Origin of the sequence: Streptomyces sp. NPDC002181 (assembly GCF_042890485.1) — a bacterium.
Taxonomy (GTDB): Bacteria; Actinomycetota; Actinomycetes; order Streptomycetales; family Streptomycetaceae; genus Streptomyces.
This window is the reverse complement of the sequence record NZ_JBIASC010000001.1, coordinates 210,618-231,192: the sequence shown is the minus strand read 5'-3', so window position 1 is coordinate 231,192 and position 20,575 is coordinate 210,618. Positions and strand designations below refer to the sequence as shown.

Genomic DNA, 20,575 nt, shown 5'->3' with positions numbered 1-20,575 from the left:
GGCAACCGCCGCCGACCGCTGCCCCTGGGGGCCTCCCGCGTCCTACTGTTGAGGGGGGCGCCTGTCGTGCACGGCTGCGTGATGCGCTTCCGGCCGTGATGGCATGACATCGGGGCCATCGCGTGGCATCGGCATTGCCGGCTGTGAGAGGGACGGGCATGAAACCCACCGAAAGCGCCGACCCGTCACCTGATGTCGGCGGGGAGATCCCGTCCATGCGGACGGGCCGGCTCGGTGTCCTGGGCGCCAGGACACCGGACACCCACCCGCTCGACTCCGGTATGGGCCCGGGCAGAGCGGCGGCGCAGCGCACCGTGCTGCCGTTCATCGTCGTGGGCCTGTCCGCCGTCGTCCTCGCGATCGGCATCGTCTCCGCGCTGAGCGAGCGTCACGCCCTGTTCCCCGGCGGCCCGGTCGGCTGGGCGCTGGCCCTGCTGACCGGCATCATCGTCGGCCACCTCGTCGCACTCGGCCGCGACCGCTGGTGGGGCGGCACCGGTTCGGGCGCGGCGCTCACCCTCGGCGTGCTCGTCCTCTACGGGTGGGTGCCCGCGGGACTGGTCTCGCTCGCGGTGGTCTCCCTGGTCGGGGCCGCACGCCGGCACCGCTGGCGGCAGGGGCTGCTGCACGGCGCCACCGACATCCTCGGCATCGGGGCCGGGGCCCTCGTACTCGCCGCGTTCGGCGAGGAGCCGACCGTCGAGTCCCCCTGGCGGCCCACCACCTGGGGGCTGGAGGCGGTCCCGGAGATCGTCCTGGTGGCCCTCGCCTACCTGCTGGTCACCAAGGTCCTGCTGTGGCTCGCGCAGACCCCGCGCGGCGGCTCCCTGCCCACCGTCGCCCGCACGGCCCTGCTCCGCCAGGTCTTAGTCGCGGTCGCCCTGCTCGGCATCGCGCCGCTGATCTGCGTGGTCGCCGTGACGCAGCCGGTGCTGCTACCGCTGTTCGCCGTACCCCTGATCGCCCTCGACTCCACCCTGTGGATCGCCCGGGCGCGCGCCGAGGAGCAGCTGCGCGATCCGCTGACCGGGCTGCCGAACCGGCAGTGGCTGCTGGAGCGGGCCTGGTCCGCCCTGGACGAGGCTGAACGTTTGGGCACCCGGTCTGCTCTTGTGCTGATCGACCTGGACCGCTTCCGCGCGGTCAACGACACGCTGGGCCACCTCGCCGGCGACCGGCTGCTGCTCCAGATCGCCGACCGGCTCCGCCAGGCCCTGCCCCAGGACGCCGAGGCCGCACGCCTCGGCGGTGACGAGTTCGCCGTACTCCTGCCCGTCGCCGACTCCACCACCAGTGCCCAGCGGGTCGCCCGCCACCTCGTCGCCGAACTCAGCTCACCCCTCGACCTGGACGGCCTGACCCTCGTCCTGGAGGCCAGCGCCGGGCTCGCCGTCTTCCCCGACCACGCGCTCGACGCGGAGGGGCTGCTGTGCCGCGCCGACGTCGCGATGTACCAGGCGAAGCGGGACCGCACCGGCGTGGAGGTGTACGAGTCCAAGCGCGACAGCAACACGCCCGACCGCCTGGGCCTCCTCGGAGACCTGCGCCGCGCCCTCGACGCCGGCGAGGTGGAACTGCACTACCAGCCCAAGGTCCGCTTCGACGGCCAGGTCGCCGGGCTCGAAGCCCTGGTGCGCTGGGTGCATCCGGAGCGCGGCCGGGTGTCGCCGGACGAGTTCATCGCGATCGCCGAAACCTCGGGGCTGATGCCCCACCTCACCGAGTACGTGCTGGAGACGGCCCTCGCCCAGGTGGCGCGCTGGCGGGCGCAGGGCCTCAAGGTCCCGGTCGCCGTCAACGTCTCGCCGCGCGACGTCCACACCCCCGGCTTCGCGGGCGCCGTCGCGGCCCGGCTGGCCCGGCACGGGGTCCCGGCCAGCGGCCTCCAGCTGGAGATAACGGAACACGTGCTGCTGGAGGACCCGCAGCGGGCCGCCGACACCATGGCGGGTCTGACCGGCCACGGCGTCAAGATGTCGCTCGACGACTTCGGCACCGGCTACTCCTCCCTCGTGCACCTGCGACGGCTGCCGGTCAGCGAGCTGAAGATCGACCGCTCGTTCGTGGCGCGGCTCGCGGTCGACGCGCAGGACGCGGAGATCGTCCGCTGCACCGTCGACCTGGCGCACTCTCTGGGGCTGCTCGTCGTCGCCGAGGGCGTCGAGGACGACGAGACCTGGGAGCGCCTGCGCGACCTGGGCTGCGACGCCGTCCAGGGCTGGCTCGTCGCGGCCGCGATGCCCCCGCAGGAGGCCACGGCCTGGCTGCTGGCCCGCGGTGAACGCGGCTGGCGCCGGCCGGCGGACATCACGGCGGAACTGTCGGCCGCCCCGGCCGCGGCACCGGCGGAAACCCCGGCCCCGTAGCCGGGAGCGGCGCGCGGCGAAGGGTCCGGGGGCCGGAGCGGCCCCCCGGCGGCAAACGGTTTCGTGGGTCCGGGGCCCCGCCCCATAGGATTGGCCACGAAACTACACACTCACCACCCCCAGAGGATCGCTGCATGCCTGGCATCACGCGCGAGGAGGTCGCCCACCTCGCTCGGCTGGCACGTCTGGAACTGAAGAGCGAAGAGCTCGACCACTTCGCCGGACAGCTCGACGACATCATCGGCGCGGTCGCCCGCGTCTCCGAGGTCGCCGACCAAGACGTCCCGCCGACCTCCCACCCGCTGCCGCTGACGAACGTCATGCGCGCGGACGAGGTCCGTCCGTCGCTCACCCCCGAGCAGGCGCTTTCCGGCGCTCCCGCCCAGGAGCAGCAGCGTTTCAAGGTGCCGCAGATCCTGGGGGAGGACTAACAACCATGACTGACCAGATCATCAAGCTCACGGCCGCCCAGACCGCCGAGAAGATCGCCTCCGGCGAGCTCACGGCCGTCGAGGTCACCGAGGCCCACCTGGCCCGCATCGACGCGACCGACGAGAAGGTCCACGCCTTCCTGCACGTCGACCGCGAGGGTGCCCTCGCCCAGGCGCGCGCCGTCGACGCCAAGCGCGAGCGCGGCGAGAAGCTGGGCCCGCTGGCCGGCGTCCCGCTCGCCCTCAAGGACATCTTCACCACCGTCGGGGTCCCGACCACCGTCGGCTCGAAGATCCTCGAAGGCTGGATCCCGCCGTACGACGCCACCCTGACGCGCAAGCTCAAGGAAGCCGACGTCGTCATCCTCGGCAAGACCAACATGGACGAGTTCGCCATGGGGTCCTCCACCGAGAACAGCGCGTACGGGCCCACCGGCAACCCCTGGGACCTCACCCGCATCCCCGGCGGCTCCGGCGGCGGCTCCGCGGCCGCGCTGGCCGCCTTCCAGGCCCCCCTCGCGATCGGCACGGACACCGGCGGCTCCATCCGCCAGCCCGCGTCCGTCACCGGCACGGTCGGCGTGAAGCCCACGTACGGCGGCGTCTCCCGCTACGGCATGGTCGCCTTCTCCTCCTCCCTCGACCAGGGCGGGCCCTGCGCCCGTACGGTCCTGGACGCGGCGCTCCTGCACGAGGTCATCGCCGGCCACGACCCGATGGACTCCACCTCCATCGACGCCCCGGTCCCGCCGGTCGTCGAGGCGGCCCGCAACGGCTCCGTCGCCGGCATGCGCGTCGGCGTCGTCAAGCAGTTCGCCGGCGAGGGCTACCAGGCCGGCGTCGTCCAGCGCTTCAACGAGTCCGTCGAGCTCCTCAAGGAGCTGGGCGCCGAGATCGTCGAGCTGGACTGCCCCTCCTTCGACCTCGCGATGGCCGCGTACTACCTGATCGCGCCGTCCGAGTGCTCCTCGAACCTGGCCCGCTTCGACGCCATGCGCTACGGCCTGCGCGTCGGCGACGACGGCACCAAGTCCGCCGAGGACGTCACCGCGCTCACCCGCGAAGCCGGCTTCGGCGACGAGGTCAAGCGCCGCATCATCCTGGGCACGTACGCGCTGAGCTCCGGCTACTACGACGCGTACTACGGCTCCGCCCAGAAGGTCCGCACGCTCATCACGCGGGACTTCGAGAAGTCCTTCGAGCAGGTCGACGTGATCGTCTCCCCGACGACCCCGACCACCGCCTTCGCGATCGGCGAGCGCACCGACGACCCCCTCGCCATGTACCTCGCGGACCTGTGCACCATCCCGACCAACCTGGCCGGCAACGCCGCCATGTCGCTCCCGTGCGGCCTGGCGCCGGAGGACGGCCTGCCGGTCGGGCTCCAGATCATCGCCCCGGCGATGAAGGACGACCGGCTGTACAAGGTCGGCGCCGCCGTGGAGGCGGCCTTCGTCGCACGCTGGGGTCACCCGCTGCTTGAGGAGGCACCGTCCCTGTGAGCACCAGTGCACTGACCAAGGCCAAGGGCTTCAAGAAGTCCAAGACCGGCACGTACCTGTCGATGGGCACCACCGCCTTCGGCGCCCTCGGCGTGATCAAGCAGGTCAAGAAGGCCCGCACCGAGCACGACACGCTGAAGCTCGTCGACGCCGTCGTGTCCGCCGCCGCCATCGTCACCGGTCTCGCGATCCTGTACCGCGAGCTGAAGCGCCTGGGCGACGACGACGTCCTGCTGGGCTGAGAGGGAAAGTTTCACCGTGACCACCTTCACCGAACTGCTGTCGTACGAGGACGCTCTCGCCTCGTTCGACCCCGTCATGGGCCTGGAGGTCCATGTCGAGCTCGGCACCAAGACCAAGATGTTCTGCGGCTGCTCGACCGAGCTGGGCGCCGAGCCCAACTCGCAGACCTGCCCGGTCTGCCTCGGCCTGCCCGGCGCGCTGCCCGTCGTCAACGCGATCGGCATCGAGTCCGCCGTCAAGATCGGCCTCGCGCTGAACTGCGAGATCGCCGAGTGGTGCCGCTTCGCCCGGAAGAACTACTTCTATCCGGACATGCCGAAGAACTTCCAGACCTCCCAGTACGACGAGCCGATCGCCTTCAACGGCTTCCTCGACGTACAGCTGGAGGACGGCGAGATCTTCCGCGTGGAGATCGAGCGCGCCCACATGGAGGAGGACACCGGCAAGTCGCTGCACGTCGGCGGCGCCACCGGCCGTATCCACGGCGCGTCCCACTCCCTGCTGGACTACAACCGCGCCGGCATCCCGCTCATCGAGATCGTCACCAAGCCGATCGAGGGCGCGGGCGAGCGGGCCCCCGAGGTCGCCAAGGCGTACGTCGCCGAGCTGCGCGAGGTCATCAAGGCGCTCGGCGTCTCCGAGGCCCGCATGGACAAGGGGCAGATGCGCTGCGACGTGAACCTGTCGCTGCGCCCCACCCCCGAGTCCGAGTTCGGCACCCGCAGCGAGACGAAGAACGTCAACTCGCTGCGCTCCGTCGAGCGCGCGGCCCGCTTCGAGATCCAGCGCCACGCGGCCGTGCTCTCGTCCGGCGGCACGATCGTGCAGGAGACCCGGCACTTCCACGAGGAGGACGGCTCCACCACCGCCGGCCGCATCAAGGACAACGCCGAGGACTACCGGTACTTCCCGGAGCCCGACCTGGTCCCCGTGGCCCCGGCCCGCGACTGGGTCGAGGAGCTGCGCGGCGGTCTGCCCGAGATGCCGCGCGTGCGCCGCAACCGCCTCCGCGAGGAGTGGGGCGTGAACGAGCACGACATGCAGTCGATCCTCAACGCGGGCGCGGTGGACTCCATCGTCGCCACGATCGAGGCGGGCGCCGACTCGACGGCCGCGCGCAAGTGGTGGATGGGCGAGCTGGCCCGCAACGCCAACGAGCAGGGCGTCGTCGTCGACGAGCTGCCCATCACCCCGGCCCAGGTCGCGCGCGTCGCGGCCCTGGTGGCGGCCGGTGAGCTCAACGACAAGCTGGCCCGCCAGGTCCTGGAGGGCGTCCTCGCCGGCGAGGGCACCCCGGACGAGGTCGTCGAGAAGCGCGGCCTGAAGGTCGTCTCGGACGAGGGCGCGCTCGGCGCGGCCGTGGACGAGGCCATCGCGGGCAACGCGGCCATCGCGGACAAGATCCGCGGCGGCAAGGTCGCGGCCGTGGGCGCGCTGGTCGGCGCGGTCATGAAGACCACGCGCGGCCAGGCCGACGCGGCCCGCGTGAAGGAGCTCATCCTGGAACGCCTGGGCGTGAGCGAGGGCTGACCCCCTCGGCCGTGAAGGCCGGGACGTCCGGAGGCCCCGCACCCGTTGGTGCGGGGCCTCCGTGCGTTCCCGTGTACGGGACGGCCGGGGCCGTTGCCGCGGCGGGGATCCGTCAGCGCTTGAGGACCGGGGCCGCGATGATGGCGCTGCCCCGGTCCCGGCAGGTCTCCTCCACCTTGATGCGAAGCCTCAGGGCCCCCTTGATGTCCAGCGACTTGGTGACCGGCTTGCCCAGGTGGACCTGCTCGGAGAAGAGAGCGGGCTTGTCGTCCACGGAGATGGTCACGCGGGCCTCCTCCACCGTCGAGCCGTCGTCGACGCCCGCGGTGAACTCCAGCGTGGACCAGGCCCGGTTCACGTCGTATTCGACGCTCGCGCCGACGTAACAGCTCCCGAGCAGGGCCGCCCCGTACTCCTTCGTGTTCAGCTTGGCGGAGCCGACCTCGAAGTTGTGGATCTCCCCGACCGAGGACAGCACCGTCAGATCCGCCACGTTGCTGTCCTTGACCGACCCCGGGTCCCGGCTGCCCGAGGCCGCCGGACTGGGGGACTCCTGGGGGGTGGGACTCTCCTCGGAGGGATCCGCCGAGGGAGTCGCCGAGTTCGAGGCCGAGGCCGGTGCCTTCGGTGTGCTGTTCCCGGCGGGCTTTCCGTTCGCCGCGGTGTTCTCCTTGTCCTTGTCGCCCAGGAGCTGTACGCCGAGCACCGCGAGCGCCGCCAGGACCACCACGGTGGCCACCGAGCCGAGGACCAGGCCGGTCCGCCGCTTCCCGGCGGGACGCGGCGGCTCGGGGGCGGGGACCGGGGCCGGACTTCGGTGGTACGCGGGCCCGTACCCGGCGGGCACCGCGTCGGGCACCGTGGCGGGCCCCGGATCGGGGGAGGGGGCCGGGGCCGGATCGGGGGCCGACGCCGGCGCGGTCGGCACGTACGCCGCGGGCGGTACCGGCGGCGCCGACAGGGGCGCTGACAGGTGCGCCGGCGCCGGCGCGGGCGCGGCCGCGGGCTGCGGCGGGACGGCCGGGGGCGGTGGAACGGCCGGCTTCGCCGGCACGGCGTCCTGGACCGCGCGCTGCGAGGTGGACGTCGTCGTGGACACCACGGCGTGGCGGATGTCCTTCATCCAGCCGGCCAGGTTCACCGGCCGCCGCCCCGGGTCCGCCGAGCAGATCGCCGTGATCCGGGCCCGCTGCTCGGCGTCGAGTACGGCGATCTGCGGGAGCCCGGCCATGGCCTGGGCCAGCTGCTCCGGAGTGGCCGGCGGGGACTCCCCGCTCAGCAGGAAGTACGCGATGGCACCGAAGGCGTACCGGTCCGTACCCGGCGTGCGCTTGCCGTCGAATACCTCGGGGGCCGCGTACCCGGGCGTGAACCACACCTCCGCCGTCTGGTGGTCGGCGGTCAGCTTGCTCAGCCCGAAGTCCACCAGCGTGGCCTGGCCGTGGGCGTCGACCATCACGTTGCCGGGCGACAGGTCGCCGTGGATCACCTGGCGTCCGGAGGGGGTGGCCTTCCCCGAGTGCAGCCAGTCGAGTACGTCGGCGAGCTGCTCCAGCGTCCGCATCACCTCGCGCCGCTCGGCGGCACCGGCCAGCGTCCGCTCGGCCCGCCAGTCCCGCAGGTCCAGCCCGTCGACATGGTTCATCACGAGGACGAGCGCCCGGCCGGTGAGCGTCGAGGAGTCCCCGGCCCGGTGGATCGGCGGCCCCTCGAAGTGCTCCCGCACCCCCACCACGCCCGGCCGGTGCACGAACCGGAGCAGCTCCGCCTGCTCGTTCCACTTCTGGCTGATCCGGTCGAAGACGTCGGGCGTGATCGTCGTCTTCGAGTCGAGCACCTTCACGACCACCGGCTCGGCCCCGCCGGCCAGCTCGATCTCCGCGAGATAGAGCACGGCCTCGCCGCCGCGGCCGATCGACCGGAGCAATCGGTACCGGTCCGCTGCCGCGTCCGGCCCGATGTGCAGATTCTGGCTGGTCAATTGTCCCCCACTGCAAGTGCTTTGAGTGGGCCTCAGCTTCCAGCCGCCGGGTGCGCCCGGTCAATGGGGAACGACACATTCCACCACCGCGGGGAGCGACGGGAGGGTCGCTGCCCGCAGCGGTGCTGCGCGGGCGCCGCGCGGTGGCAGGGGGTGCCGGTCAGCCGCCCTGCGGGCCGCTGAGGAAGGCGAGGCGGGCCCGCTTCGCCGGCAGGTACACCTCGGGCAGGTCGATCTCCGGGAGGTCGATCTCCGGGCCCAGCTCGAAGCCGGACCGCACCAGGCGGGTCATGGCCTTCTCGTTGCGGGCGTCGGGCTCCGCCACGATCCGGCGGGTGCTCCCGTCCGAGAGGACGTACGAGAGGAAGGCGCCGAACACGCCGGCGCTGAAGCCGCGTTCGGAGGCGCCGCGCGTCGGACCGATCAGCAGGTGCACGCCCGTGTCGCCGGGCAGGACCTCGTAGCACTCGCTGATCCGGTCCTCGGCGCAGTCGTACGTCTGGAACAGCCCGACGGGCTCGCCGTCGCGGCGCGCGAGGAACGCGTGGTGGGTGGTGCGGCGGTCGACGTCCTCGTAGATCTCCTGGACGAGCTCGCGGCTGGCCCCGCCCATGCCCCAGAAGCGGGCCCGCTCCTCGGTGACCCAGGAGTGGATCAGCGGGGCGTCGGCGACGGGGTCGACGGGGGTGAGGGTGACCGTTCCGACGCCCTCGACGCGCTGGGAGTACACGGGCTGCCGGGTACCGGCGGCGGAGGCGGAGGACGCGCTGCTGCTGGTCATACGGATTCCTTGGTGAGACGGGTCCAGTCGGTGACGACGGGGACGAGTTCGCACCGGGCCCAGAACGGGAGCTGGTCGCGGTGGTGGGGCGATCCGGTGACGCCGTCCGCGCCGAGCGGGACCGCCCAGAGGCTGTCCTCACGGCGGGCCAGGTCCCACACGTAGCGCGCCGCCGACGCGCGGGCGGTGAGATCGGTGAAACCGGGCACGGTCGAGGTGGCGTTCACACAGTCATGATCGCCGCCGAGTCCGGGCCACTGGGCATCGGGGTCGGGCAGCGCCGACCAGGGAGCGAGGCGGTGTACCCGTGACCACGGGGTGTCGGGGGTGTCCGCCGCGGCCGTCTCCTCCAGGGCGGCCCGTACGTGGGCCGCCCGGTCGAGGGAGGGCAGCAGGGGTGTGGTCAGCAGCCCCTCCAGGGCGTAGCCGACGCGGGGGACCAGGTACAGCCACGGGTGGAACACCTCGGGGCCGGTCGGCGCCCCGGCCAGCCCCGCGAGGGCGGGATCGGCGGCGAAGCGGCGTACGGTCGCGGTCCGCAGCGCCGAGAAGACGGTGGCGTCGGTGCTCTCGGCCGCCATGTGCCGGTCCCAGGCGAGCAGTCGGGCGCGCAGGGCCTGCGCGGCGGGGGAGAGGCCTTCGAGCCCGGGCAGCAGGGCCAGCAGCGGCGCGGCCGAGGCCAGGTGGGTGTCCGCGTGCACCTCGGCCATCGCCTTCGGGGACCAGTCAGCCGAGCCGGAGAGCAGCTCGCGGATGCGGTTGGCGCGGTGCGGGGGCGCGAACTCGACGCCGAGCGGCGAGGCGATGCCGCGCGCGTTGGCCATGACGGCGAAGCCCTGCACGGGCTCGGCGGGGGTCTCGGCCCAGCCCTGCCAGACGTACCGGGGATCCCAGGCGGGCACCGGGCGCAGCCGGTTGGCCGGGTCGCGCAGCGGGACGGCGCCCGCGACGCGGTGCAGCAGGCCGCCCTCGGTGTCGGCGGCGTGGACGACGTTGACGGGCTCGGCCCAGCCGTCGAGGGCGCGGTCGATGTCGGCGACGGTACGGGCGCGCAGCAGGGCGGGGAGGACGGCGAAGCCGAGGTCGCGGCGGACCCGGGGCGGGTAGCGGAGCGAGAGGGTCTGGTCCGCCGGGCCGTCGTGGACGATCACGGGGCCGCGGGCGGTCTCCAGGACCTCGACCTCCACCGGGTCGGCGCCGGCCACGGTGATCGTCTCGGTGTGCCGGTGGACGGGCTCCCAGGCGCCGTCGGGGCCGAGGGCCTCGATGCCCTCGCCCTGGGCGGCGGGGCGCAGCCGCTCGGCGTAGAGGTCCTGGTAGTCGGCCATGGCGTTGGTGATCGCCCAGGCGGCGCTGCCGGTGTGCCCGAAGTGGCCGAGGCCGGGGATGCCGGGGACGGCCAGGCCGATGACGTCGTACTCGGGGCAGGAGAGCCGTATCTGCTGGTAGACGCCCGGGTCCTCGATGAACCGGTGCGGGTCGCCGGCGATGAGCGCCGAGCCGGTGGCGGTCCGCTCGCCCGGGACCAGCCAGCCGTTGCTGCCGGCGGTGCCGGGGCCGTCGGTGGCGAAGAGGGTGACGGCCTCGTCGCCGAGGGCGCGGCCCACCCGCTCGCGCCACAGCTTGGTGGCGAACCCGGCGAAGAGGATGTGGGTGGCGATCCAGATGGCCAGTGGGACCCACGGCTCCCACGGGGTGGGGGCGTGGCCGGTGCGGGCGAAGCGCTCGTCGCGGGCGGCGCCCCGGGCGAGCCCGTCGTTGACGCCGTCCACGTAGGCTCCGACCCAGGCGGCGGTTTCGGGGTCGAGGGCCTCGTGGCAGCGGCGGGCGGTGTCGGCGAGCCGGGCCTGGCGCACGAACCGGTCCCAGGCGACGGAGTCCTGGCCGAGGAAGGCGGCGCTGGAGCCCTGGGCGCGGTGGCGCTCGACCTCCAGCTGCCAGGCGCGGTCGAGGGCGGTGGCGTGGCCCTGGGCGTAGGCGAGGCGGTCGGCGTCGGAGGCGCGGAGATGGGGGACGCCCCAGTCGTCCCGGTAGAGCTCGAAGGCTTCGCCGGCGCCGGCGTTGTTCAGAAGGCTCACACTCATCCCCCAGTGCATTAGGTTAGGCTGCCCTAACTATAGGGGTTCTTCAGGGAGGGGTGGTCGCACATGGCGGGCGTCGGCAAGGGATGGGAAGGCGTGGTCCTGCGGCTTCTGCGCGGCAAGGACTTCACCTTCACGGTCACGGGCGCGGAAGAGGTCACGGAGCACTACCGCCGCGTGTACGTGACGGACGGCGGGCTGCTGGCCGCGGCGGGCGAGTCGATTCACCCGACGATGTGGGTGCGGCTGTGGTTCGACAACGCCGGCAAGCCGCACACGCGGGCGTACACCCTCGTCGACCCGGATCCCGGGGCGGGAACGTTCGCCCTGGAGTTCGCCCTGCACGACGGCCCCGCGAGCGCGTGGGCGCGGGCCGCGAAGGCGGGCGACACCATCGAGGCCACCGTCCAGGGGACGGGCTTCACGGCACCTGCGCCGGCGCCGGAGCGACTGCTGGTGATCGGAGACCCGGCCTCGGTGCCGGCGATCAACTCCCTGCTGGACGCCTACCCGCAGACCCCGGCCACGATCTGGCTGGAGACCCAGCACGCCTCGGACGCCGACCTCCCGGTCCGGCTCGACCCGGCCCGGCACGAGGTCCGGCGGGTCGGGCGCGCGGGCTCGGCGCTGGTGGAACAGGTCAAGGCGGAGCTCCCGGAGCTCGTCGCGGACCCGGAGTCGGCGTACGTCTGGCTGGCCTGCGACACCGCCACGACGCGCACGCTGACGGCGTACCTCCGCAAGGACCTGGCCCTGCCGAAGCAGCGGGTGAACGGCCTGGGCTACTGGCGGGCGGCCTGACGGATCCCCGGACGGGCCGCCGGAGGGCGGGGCGTCCCGCCGGGGCCGGCCGTCAGGCTCCGGTGGCGCCGTCGATGGCCTGGCGCAGGAGGTCGGCGTGGCCGTTGTGGCGCGCGTACTCGTGGATCAGGTGGAGCATGACGAGCCTCATCGAGGCCTCCTCCTTCCAACTGGCCACGTACGCCGTCACGTCGAGGGACCCGGCAGCCGCCTCGATGCGGCGCGCGTGCGCGACCTCCGTCTCCCAGGCCGTGAACGCCTCCTCGCGCGTGGCGCCGGAGGCGTCGTAGGCGGCCTGGAAGTCGTGGGTGTCGGACCAGAGGTGGGGAAGCTCCTCCCCGTTCAGGGTGCGGCGGAACCAGTGCCGCTCGACCTCGCCCATGTGCCGGACCAGGCCCAGCAGGGAGAGCGTGGACGGCGGCATCGAAGACCGCCGCAGCTCCTCGTCGGTGAGCCCCTCGCACTTCCAGGCGAGGGTGGCCCGGTGGTAGTCGAGGAATGCGCGCAGTGTCTCCCGCTCGTCCCCGGTCAGGGGCGGCCCGATACGTTCCATCCCGCGATCTTCCCCCGGAGCCGCCCGCCCGCGCTACGGCTTTGCGGTCCAGATGTACGGGACCGTCGTGCCCAGGGTCGCGAAGCCCAGACGGTCGAGGATCGGGCGGCTGTCGGCGGAGGCGTCGACCTGGAGGTACCGGATGCCGCGGGCCGCCGCGATGCGGGCGCGGTGGGCGACCAGGAGGCGGTAGATGCCGCGGCCCCGCCACTGAGGCAGGGTGCCGCCGCCCCAGAGTCCGGCGAACGAGCAGCCCGGGCGCATCTCCATGCGGGCCGCGCTGACCGGGGTGTCCCCGGCCATCGCCACCACCGCCGCGAGGGTCTCCGGCTCGTCCCTCAGCAGGGTGAGCAGCTGGTGCCGCATCGCGGGGCGTTCGGTACCGAAGGCCTTCGCGTGGACGTCCATCATCAGGTCGACGCCGGCCTCGTCCGTCACCACCCGCAGGGTGATCCCCTCCGGCGGCTCCACCGGCAGCGCGGCGAGCTCGTCGGCGCGCCCCACCATGAGGGTCTCGGCCGGCTCCGGCACGAACCCCGCCGCGCGCAGCCGGTCCCCGAGATCGGCCGGCCGGTCGTGGCCGTACAGCTTCCACTCGACCTCGTCGGCCCCGCGAGCCGCGAAGTAGGCCACCTGCGCCGCGATCTCCGCGTCCGCCGTCTCCTCGTCGAGGTCCGACCAGAGCACCCAGTTCCACCCGGCCCCGCCACCGCCCTCGGCGCCGGCGGCGTTCGCGGTCTGCCGTACGACCGCCCCCGCCCGCTCCACCCGGACGGCCGCGGAATCCGGCAGCGCGTCGCGGCGCATCTCCCGGTCGTACGCGGCCCGTACGCTCACCAGTTCGTCAGCATTCATCGTCATCGGCCCAGCTCACCAGCCCTCCGCCCGGCCGCACAACTGCATTAGCCTCACCCCGTGAACGACGACCCCGCCTCCCCCTCCTCCATCTCCTCCGGCTCGGCCTCCTCCTCGGCCCGCACCGCCGCGGACTCCGTCTACACCGGCAAGGCCGCCCTGGACGCCGCCACCGACCGCGGCTGGCTCCTCGGCCACTTCAAGGACCCCGCCGATCCGCGCCACAGCAAGGACGTGGAGATCAAGTGGGGGGTCCACCCGAAGGGCGAAGAACGGGCCCAGTGGGTGCGGGGCGAGGAGCGCACCGCCCTCCAGGTGCTGATCAGCGGCCGCTTCCGGCTGGAGTTCCCCGGCCGGACCGTCGTCCTCGCCGAACAGGGCGACTACGTCGTCTGGGGCCGCGGCGTCGACCACTCCTGGTACGCCGAGGAGGACGCGGTGGTGCTCACCGTCAGGTGGCCCTCCGTCCCCGGCTACCGGGCCGACGGGCCGGACGGCTCGCCGAACGGCCCTTCGGACGCGTGACCTCGGTCCCGTACCGCCCCCGGCCCCTGTGACGATGCACACGAAACGGGCCAACGATCACCAAACGCTGGGATCGTGGCGGTGCAGACCATCTTGGCCGATCTCCGGCCGAAATCCGGCCGGTCCCTGGGCGATCCTCCGGGCCGTCGGCCGGGCCTTCACGAGTTCCAGCGTCTTTGCGTCGGGCAGCCCCGGTAAAGATCCGAACCACCAGGGAGCACGTCCGTTGGCAGTGATCGCGCGCTGGTGCCTGCGGCACCGCCTGCCGACCGTCCTCCTCTGGCTGCTCGCCCTCGGCGGCACGGCCGTGGCCGCGGGGACCGCCGGATCCGCCTTCTCCAACGACTACGAGGTCCCCGGCACCGAGTCCAGCCGTGCCCACGCCCTGCTGCGCGCCGGATTCCACGGCCAGGGCGGAGACACCGACACCATCGTGTGGCGGGCCCCGGAGCACCAGAGCGTCCGCACTCCCGCCGTCGAACAGCGCATGGCCGGAGCCCTCGACACCATCGCCGGGCTCCCCGGGGTCGGTTCGGTCGCCGGGCCCTACGGGCCCGGCCCCGAGAGCGCCGCGCAGATCAGCCCCGACGGCCGGACCGCCTACGCCGTGGTGACGTTCGACCGGCCGGCCGACTCCGTCCCCAAGGCGCAGGCCAAGGCCGTCGTCGCCGCCGCGAAGAACCCGGCCACCGAGGCGGACGGACTCCAGGTGGAGCTCGGCGGCCGGGCCGTCGCCCTGACCGAGGCCCCCGCCACCCACCTCGCCGAGGTCATCGGCGTGGCCGTCGCGGCCCTGGTCCTCTTCCTCGCCTTCGGCTCGCTCGCCGCGAGCCTGCTGCCCATCGCGACCGCACTCGTCAGCGTGGGCACCGCGTACTCCGGCATCACCCTGCTCGGACACGCCATGCCCGTCGCCGACTTCGCCCCGATGCTCGGCACCCTCGTCGGACTCGGCGTGGGCATCGACTACGCCCTGTTCATCGTGACCCGGCACCGCAAGGGCCTCATCAGGGGCCTGCCGGTCGAGGAGGCCGCCACACGGGCCGTCGCCACCACGGGCCGGGCCGTGGTCTTCGCCGGGGCCACCGTGTGCATCGCGCTGCTCGGCATGCTGGTGCTGCGGCTGAACTTCCTGAACGGCGTCGCGATCGCCGCCTCCCTCACGGTGGTGCTGACCGTCGCCGCCTCGGTCACCCTGCTCCCCGCACTCCTCTCCTGCATCGGCATGCGCGCCCTCTCGCGCCGCGAGCGCCGGCGGCTCGCCGCCGAGGGCCCGCGCCCCGAGACGCCCACCGGGTTCGCCGCCCGCTGGTCCGCCTTCGTGGAGCGCCGTCCCCAGCTGCTCGGCATCCTCGCCACGCTGGTCATGGCGGTCCTGGCACTGCCCACCTTCTCGCTCCACCTGGGCACCTCCGACCAGGGCAACAACCCGGCGGGCTCCACCACACGGCAGGCCTACGACCTGCTCGCCGACGGGTTCGGGCCCGGAGTGAACGGCCCGCTCACGGTCGTCTCCCGCCTCGGCGGAGCCGGGGACCGGCTCGCCGTCGAGCGGCTGGCCGAGGCGCTCCGCACGACCGACGGCGTCGCCGCCACCGGCCCGGCCGTCTTCAACCGGAGCGGGGACACCGCCGTCCTGACCGTCATCCCGGACTCCGCCCCCCAGTCCCGGGCCACGAGCGAGCTGGTCACGACGCTGCGCGAGAGCGTCATCCCGGCCGCCGGCCGGGGCAACTCCATGACTGCCCACGTCGGCGGCGTGACCGCGGGCTACGACGACTTCGCCGACGTCATCGTCGGGAAACTGCCGCTGTTCGTCGGGGTGGTCATCGCCCTCGGCTGCGTCCTGCTGCTGCTGGCCTTCCGCTCCCTCGGCATCCCGCTCAAGGCGGCCGCCATGAACGTCGCGGCCGTGGCCTCCTCCTTCGGCGTCGTCGTCGCGATCTTCCAGTGGGGCTGGGGCAGTGAGCTGCTGGGCCTGGGCAGCGCCGGCCCGATCGAGCCCTTCCTGCCGGTGATCATGGTGTCGGTGCTCTTCGGGCTGTCCATGGACTACCAGGTGTTCCTCGTCAGCCGGATGTACGAGGAGTGGCTGGAGACCGGCGACAACCGCCGGGCCGTCCGCGTCGGGCTCACCGAGACCAGCCGGGTGATCAACTCGGCGGCGGTCATCATGATCTCCGTCTTCCTGGCCTTCGTGCTCAGCGGCGACCGGATCATCGCGATGTTCGGCATCGCGCTCGCGGCGGCCGTCGCACTCGACGCCTTCGTGCTGCGCACCCTCCTCGTCCCGGCGCTGATGCACCTGCTCGGCGGCGCCAACTGGTGGCTGCCCGCCTGGCTGGACCGCCGGCTGCCCAAGATCAGCATCGAGCCCCCGGAATGCCGAGCGCGCGCGACACTGCCCGCGCAGCGGCCCGCCGCGGTCGCCGCCACGAGAGAGGACGGCGCCGAGCCCGCCCCCGCATCCCGGTGACGCGGCGACCCGCCGGCTGCCGCGCGAGAACCACCTCCACCGCGGCGTCCGACAGGACACCGAGGTCCGGGCCGTCCTCGGCCACGCGCGGCCGCCCGCCCCGACCGGCTGACGCCACCCGCCGCGGCCCCGGCCCGGGCCCGCCGCCGAGCCGGTCCGAAGGCGCCGGAGCCTTCTCAGAAACCTCTCAGACAAGCCGCCTACGGTGCCCCGCATGGACACCACGAAGACCGCCGACCCGACCGCGCCCGAGGCGGACACCGCCGAGCCCAAGGCCACCGAGGCCAAGGCCGACCTCAAGGACGCCCCCGCCGCGGGGAGCGCCGAGGCCGCAGAGGCCGCGGAGGCCCCCGAGGCCGACCTCACCGACGAGGACCTTGAGGACGAACTCCACGACGAGTTCGACGAGAGCGAGAAGAAGTCCGAGGGCGTCGGCGCCGCGGCCTCCGCCGTCGTCGCGGCCGGGCTCGGGCTCGTCGCCCTCAGCGGAAGCTGGGTCTCGCGCGTCATCGCCGAGCGCCAGACCCTCGTGGGCCAGATCGAGTCGGTCAACGCCGCCACCACCGAGGCGAAGATCGAGGCCCTGTACGGCGACGCCTGGCACATGACCGCCCTCGTCAACGGCGTCCTGTCCACCCTCGCCCTGCTGCTCGCCGTCTTCGTCCTGGCCCGCCCGGCGTTCGGCGCCCCCGGCCGCACCCTCCCCACCTGGGTCCGCGCCGTCTCCTGGGCCGCCGTCGCCCTCGGCGCGCTGGGCGTACTGCTCTTCGGCCTCATGTACTTCGACATCCTGGCTCCCCTCCCGAAGGCCGCCTAGGACCTCCACCCGCCTGCCTAGGACCCCCTCCTAGGCACTCCCGGTCAGACCCGGGGTCCTTCGGCCGCGGGCCTAAGGACCCCCGTCTCGTCCGGATGCGGCATGCGCCCGATGTGCCGGCACCCCCTGGGACGCGAATCTTGGATCACACCGAACGAGGTGCCGAGAAACACGAACCAGGGAGTACAAGATGTTCGAGTACGAGATCGCCACCGCCCGCCGCGCCGACCAGATCCGCGAGGCCGCCCGGTACCGCCTGATCCAGGAGGCCAAGAAGGCGCGCCGCGCCTCCTCGCGCAGCCAGGAGCCCGAACGGCGGGTGACAGGACAGCGGAGCCGCTTCACGCGCGCCGCGTGACCCGCGCCGCGGACCGCGTGGACTGACACGTGATGAGAAGCGCACCCCCGACCAGTGCCGCGGGCCAGGGCTCCTGTGCGATGCTCGGCGACGTGGAGACCAGATCTGTCAGCCCGGTGTTCGTCGGCCGAGCCGACGAACTGGCCGTACTCACCGACGCATTGACCCGCGCGGCGGGCGGGGAGCCGCAGGCGATGCTCGTCGGCGGCGAGGCCGGGGTCGGAAAGACCCGCCTCACCGAAGAGTTCCTCTGCGAGGCGGACCGGCGCGGCGCCGTGGTGGCCGTCGGAGGCTGTGTGGAGATCGGGGCGGAGGGCCTTCCCTTCGCCCCGTTCTCGACGGCCCTGCGCACCCTGCACCGCCTGCTCCCGGGGGAGCTGGCCGCCGCGGCCGCGGGCCAGGAGGACGAACTCGCCCGGATCCTCCCCGAACTCGGCGACACCCCCCGCGGACCGCACGACGAGGAGAGCACCGCCCGGCTCTTCGAACTGACGGCCCGGATGCTGGAGAGGCTCGCCGCCGACCGGACCGTCGTCCTCGTCCTGGAAGACCTGCACTGGGCGGACACCTCCACCCGCCACCTGCTCTCCTACCTGTTCCGCACCCTCGCGAGCGGCCGGCTCGTCGTCGTCGCCACCTACCGGGCCGACGACGTCCACCGCCGTCACCCGCTGCGCCCGCTGCTCGCCGAACTCGACCGGCTCCGCACCGTCCGGCGCGTCGAACTGCCCCGCTTCACCCGGGCCGAGGTACGCCGCCAGCTCGCCGGCATCCTCGCCTCGCAGCCCGACGAGGCGTTCGTGGACTCCGTCTTCGACCGCTCCGACGGCAACGCCTTCTTCGTCGAGGAACTCGCCGCCTGCAAGCGGAGCGGCTGCCACGCGGGACTCACCGAATCCCTGCGCGACCTGCTGCTCGTCCGCGTCGAGGTGCTGCCCGAGGCAGCCCAGCGCGTGGTGCGGATCGTCGCCGAGGGCGGCTCCACCGTGGAGTACCCGCTCCTGCGCGCCGTCGCCGGGCTCGGCGAGGACGAGCTGATCGAGGCCCTGCGGGCCGCCGTCGGCGCCAACATCCTCCTCGCCACCCCCGACGGGGACGGCTACCGCTTCCGCCACTCGCTGGTCCGCGAGGCCGTCAGCGACGACCTGCTGCCCGGCGAGCGCGCCCGCGTCAACCGCCGCTACGCCGAGGCGATGGAAGCCGACGACTGGCTGATCCGCGCCGAGGAGCGGGTCATCCGGCTGGCCAGCTACTGGTACTGCGCCAACGACGCGGCCAAGGCGCTGCCCGCCGTGCTCGCCGCCTCGGTCGCCGCCCGCCGCCGGCACGCCTACTCCGAGCAGCTCAACCTCCTGGAGAGGGCGCTGGACCTGTGGGAGAGCGCGCCGCAGGAGATCCGCGAGTCGCTGCGCCCGGTCGACTACACCGACGTGTACCCCCCGTGCGGCTGCGACCCGGCCACCACCCCGTTGAAGCGGCTCGACCTGCTGGCCGAGGCGACCGTCGCCGCCCGCTTCGGCGGCGAACGCGAACGGGCCCTCAAACTCACCAAGACGGCGCTGCGGCTGCTGGAGGAGGACCAGGACCCGCTGCGCGCCGCCTGGTTCTGGACCGAACGCTCCCGGCTCGTCTCCAGCCTCGCCCGCGGCGACGGCTGGGAGGAACTCGCCAAGGCCCAGGAGCTCGTCAAGGGGCTGCCCCCGTCCCAGGTGCACGCCGAGGTCCTGGTCCGGGCCGCGGGCTGGGGCATGCTCCACAGCCCGGGCCCCGGCAACCTCGAAGCCGCGGAACGCGCAGCGGCCTACGCACGCATGCTGGGGGCCGAGGAGATCGAGCTCAACGCCCGGATCACGGTCGGCTGCCTGCTCACCGACGCCGGCGACCCCGAACGCGGACTCGCCGAGATGCTCGTGGTCCGGGAGCGGGCCGCCGAACTCGGGCTCGTCATGTTGGCGGGACGTGCACATATCAACCTCACCTCTCAGCTGGAAAGCATGGGCCGGTCCCGCGAAGCCGTGGAACTGGCCGAACAAGGGGTCGAACTCGTCAAGAAGTCACGACTGCTGGACACCGAGGCCTGGCTCAGCGGGAACATGGCGGAGAGCCTGTACAGCCTCGGCCGCTGGGACGAGGCGGCCGAGGCCGCCCAGCGCGGTCTGCGCGTCGGCCAGAGCGCGGCCCCGCGCGGCTCCGCCTCCGCACGTCTGTCCTACCTGGCCCTGGCGCGCGGCGAACTGACCGAGGCGAGCAGCCGGCTCACCGCCGCCCACGCCCACTTCGGCACCCACGACAGCCAGCCCCAGCACCGCATACCGCTCTACCGCCTCGCCGTCGGCATAGCCGCAGGGGAAGGCCGGATCGCCGACGTCCGCTCGGAGATCACCGACGCGGTCGCCTACGGCTTCCCGCTCGGCCACCACCGCTACGCCTGGCCGCTGCTGCTCGCCGCAGCCTCCGCCGAGGCCGACGCCCGGGGACTCCCGGTCGCCGACGCCGGCCGCGAAGCCGCCCTCGACGTGCTCCGCGCCGCCGCCCGCGCCCTGGCCACCCCCGTGCCCGTGTGGGCCGTGCACGCCGACTTCCTCCGCGCCGAGCTGCTGCGGGCCGAGGACCGGGACACCGTCGCCGACTGGTCCGCCGTCGAGCGGGCCATCCGCCCGCTGGAGCGCCCGTACCTGCTGGCCCGCGCCCGCCACCGGCTCGCCGAAGCCCTGCTGACCTCCGGCGGCGACCGCGAGGCCGCCGCGGCCCTGCTCCGCGAGGCGTACGCCACCGCCGGCCGGCTCGGCTCCCGCAGGCTCCGCGAGGACCTGGCCCTGCTGGCCCAGCGCGCCCGGCTCCCGCTCACCGCGGCCGACGAGCCCGCCGCCCTGCCCGCACCGGCTGCGGACCCCGTCGAGGCCCTGGGCCTGACCAGCCGCGAACGGGACGTCCTGGGTCTGGTCGCGGCGGGCAAGAGCAACCGTCAGATCGCCGAGGAGCTGTTCATCTCCCCGAAGACGGCCAGCGTCCACGTCTCGAACATCCTGGCCAAGCTGGGCGTCGCCGGCCGAGGCGAGGCGGCCGCCCTGGCCCACCGGCTCCGGCTGTTCGAGCCGCTCACCCCCGCGGGGACGGCTCCGCCAGGCGTATGAGCACCGTGCCGGAGTCCAGGTCTATGGGACCGCGTCCCGGATCGCCGTCGTTCACATCGGTCCGGGACAGCTCCAGCCGCTTCTTCTCCTCGTCCGTGTGCTTGCGCCCCGGGTTGAAGAGCTCCTCGATCATGTTGAACA

At 73.4% G+C, this 20,575-nt stretch carries 17 protein-coding genes; 11 read left to right on the top strand and 6 right to left on the bottom strand.

Annotated elements, in window-relative coordinates; genetic code table 11:
- Positions 1-158: 158 nt before the first annotated feature.
- The 5 genes from ACFYXV_RS01025 (at position 159) to gatB (ending at position 6,072) form a co-directional block, all read left to right on the top strand.
- Positions 159-2,366: a putative bifunctional diguanylate cyclase/phosphodiesterase gene (locus ACFYXV_RS01025; protein WP_389381727.1), complete on the top strand. Its 2,208-nt coding sequence runs from the start codon at positions 159-161 to the stop codon at positions 2,364-2,366.
- 134 nt (positions 2,367-2,500) lie between these two features.
- Positions 2,501-2,797, top strand: a complete 297-nt coding sequence (gene gatC / locus ACFYXV_RS01020) for an Asp-tRNA(Asn)/Glu-tRNA(Gln) amidotransferase subunit GatC (protein ID WP_007266718.1) — start codon at positions 2,501-2,503, stop codon at positions 2,795-2,797.
- A gap of 5 nt (positions 2,798-2,802) precedes the next feature.
- Entirely contained in the window at positions 2,803-4,299 is a 1,497-nt protein-coding gene (gatA, locus tag ACFYXV_RS01015; RefSeq protein ID WP_383348106.1) for an Asp-tRNA(Asn)/Glu-tRNA(Gln) amidotransferase subunit GatA, read from the top strand.
- 62 nt (positions 4,300-4,361) lie between these two features.
- Positions 4,362-4,541, top strand: coding sequence for a hypothetical protein (locus tag ACFYXV_RS01010; RefSeq protein ID WP_229345000.1), 180 nt, complete (start codon positions 4,362-4,364; stop codon positions 4,539-4,541).
- A 16-nt stretch (positions 4,542-4,557) separates the two neighbouring features.
- Positions 4,558-6,072, top strand: coding sequence for an Asp-tRNA(Asn)/Glu-tRNA(Gln) amidotransferase subunit GatB (gene gatB / locus ACFYXV_RS01005; RefSeq protein WP_385471592.1), 1,515 nt, complete (start codon positions 4,558-4,560; stop codon positions 6,070-6,072).
- Between the two features lie 112 nt (positions 6,073-6,184).
- On the opposite strand, the gene ACFYXV_RS01000 is transcribed toward gatB, so the two are convergent.
- The 3 genes from ACFYXV_RS01000 to ACFYXV_RS00990 all read right to left on the bottom strand — a co-directional run bounded on the left by ACFYXV_RS01000 (position 6,185) and on the right by ACFYXV_RS00990 (position 10,918).
- Complete coding sequence (locus ACFYXV_RS01000) at positions 6,185-8,053, bottom strand: protein kinase (RefSeq protein ID WP_389381726.1); 1,869 nt, start codon at positions 8,051-8,053, stop codon at positions 6,185-6,187.
- A 160-nt stretch (positions 8,054-8,213) separates the two neighbouring features.
- Positions 8,214-8,834 carry a GNAT family N-acetyltransferase gene (locus tag ACFYXV_RS00995; RefSeq protein WP_389381725.1) on the bottom strand — a complete coding sequence of 207 codons (621 nt, stop codon included), beginning with the start codon at positions 8,832-8,834 and terminating at the stop codon, positions 8,214-8,216.
- Positions 8,831-10,918, bottom strand: coding sequence for a penicillin acylase family protein (locus tag ACFYXV_RS00990; RefSeq protein WP_385471601.1), 2,088 nt, complete (start codon positions 10,916-10,918; stop codon positions 8,831-8,833). The genes ACFYXV_RS00995 and ACFYXV_RS00990 overlap by 4 nt, the downstream gene beginning before the upstream one ends.
- A gap of 63 nt (positions 10,919-10,981) precedes the next feature.
- Between ACFYXV_RS00990 and ACFYXV_RS00985 the strand changes: the two genes are divergently transcribed.
- Positions 10,982-11,716, top strand: coding sequence for a siderophore-interacting protein (locus tag ACFYXV_RS00985; protein ID WP_385471604.1), 735 nt, complete (start codon positions 10,982-10,984; stop codon positions 11,714-11,716).
- 52 nt (positions 11,717-11,768) lie between these two features.
- On the opposite strand, the gene ACFYXV_RS00980 is transcribed toward ACFYXV_RS00985, so the two are convergent.
- Both ACFYXV_RS00980 and ACFYXV_RS00975 read right to left on the bottom strand, forming a co-directional pair.
- Complete coding sequence (locus tag ACFYXV_RS00980) at positions 11,769-12,269, bottom strand: DinB family protein (RefSeq protein WP_385471607.1); 501 nt, start codon at positions 12,267-12,269, stop codon at positions 11,769-11,771.
- A 33-nt stretch (positions 12,270-12,302) separates the two neighbouring features.
- Positions 12,303-13,124, bottom strand: a complete 822-nt coding sequence (locus ACFYXV_RS00975) for a GNAT family N-acetyltransferase (protein ID WP_389382100.1) — start codon at positions 13,122-13,124, stop codon at positions 12,303-12,305.
- Positions 13,125-13,214: 90 nt separating this feature from the next.
- Between ACFYXV_RS00975 and ACFYXV_RS00970 the strand changes: the two genes are divergently transcribed.
- The 5 genes from ACFYXV_RS00970 to ACFYXV_RS00950 all read left to right on the top strand — a co-directional run bounded on the left by ACFYXV_RS00970 (position 13,215) and on the right by ACFYXV_RS00950 (position 20,434).
- A complete protein-coding gene (locus ACFYXV_RS00970; RefSeq protein WP_389382099.1) occupies positions 13,215-13,649 on the top strand; it encodes a signal peptidase I in 435 nt (144 codons plus the stop codon).
- Positions 13,650-13,875: 226 nt separating this feature from the next.
- On the top strand, positions 13,876-16,125 hold the full coding sequence (locus ACFYXV_RS00965; protein WP_389381724.1) for an MMPL family transporter: 2,250 nt from the start codon (positions 13,876-13,878) through the stop codon (positions 16,123-16,125).
- Positions 16,126-16,339: 214 nt separating this feature from the next.
- Entirely contained in the window at positions 16,340-16,942 is a 603-nt protein-coding gene (locus tag ACFYXV_RS00960) for a hypothetical protein (protein ID WP_389381723.1), read from the top strand.
- A gap of 190 nt (positions 16,943-17,132) precedes the next feature.
- Positions 17,133-17,300 carry a hypothetical protein gene (locus tag ACFYXV_RS00955; protein ID WP_385471615.1) on the top strand — a complete coding sequence of 56 codons (168 nt, stop codon included), beginning with the start codon at positions 17,133-17,135 and terminating at the stop codon, positions 17,298-17,300.
- 80 nt (positions 17,301-17,380) lie between these two features.
- Entirely contained in the window at positions 17,381-20,434 is a 3,054-nt protein-coding gene (locus ACFYXV_RS00950; RefSeq protein ID WP_385471681.1) for an AAA family ATPase, read from the top strand.
- Here ACFYXV_RS00950 and ACFYXV_RS00945 read toward each other — a convergent pair.
- A complete protein-coding gene (locus tag ACFYXV_RS00945; RefSeq protein WP_385471684.1) occupies positions 20,400-20,567 on the bottom strand; it encodes a DUF6191 domain-containing protein in 168 nt (55 codons plus the stop codon). The genes ACFYXV_RS00950 and ACFYXV_RS00945 overlap by 35 nt on opposite strands.
- Positions 20,568-20,575: the final 8 nt, after the last annotated feature.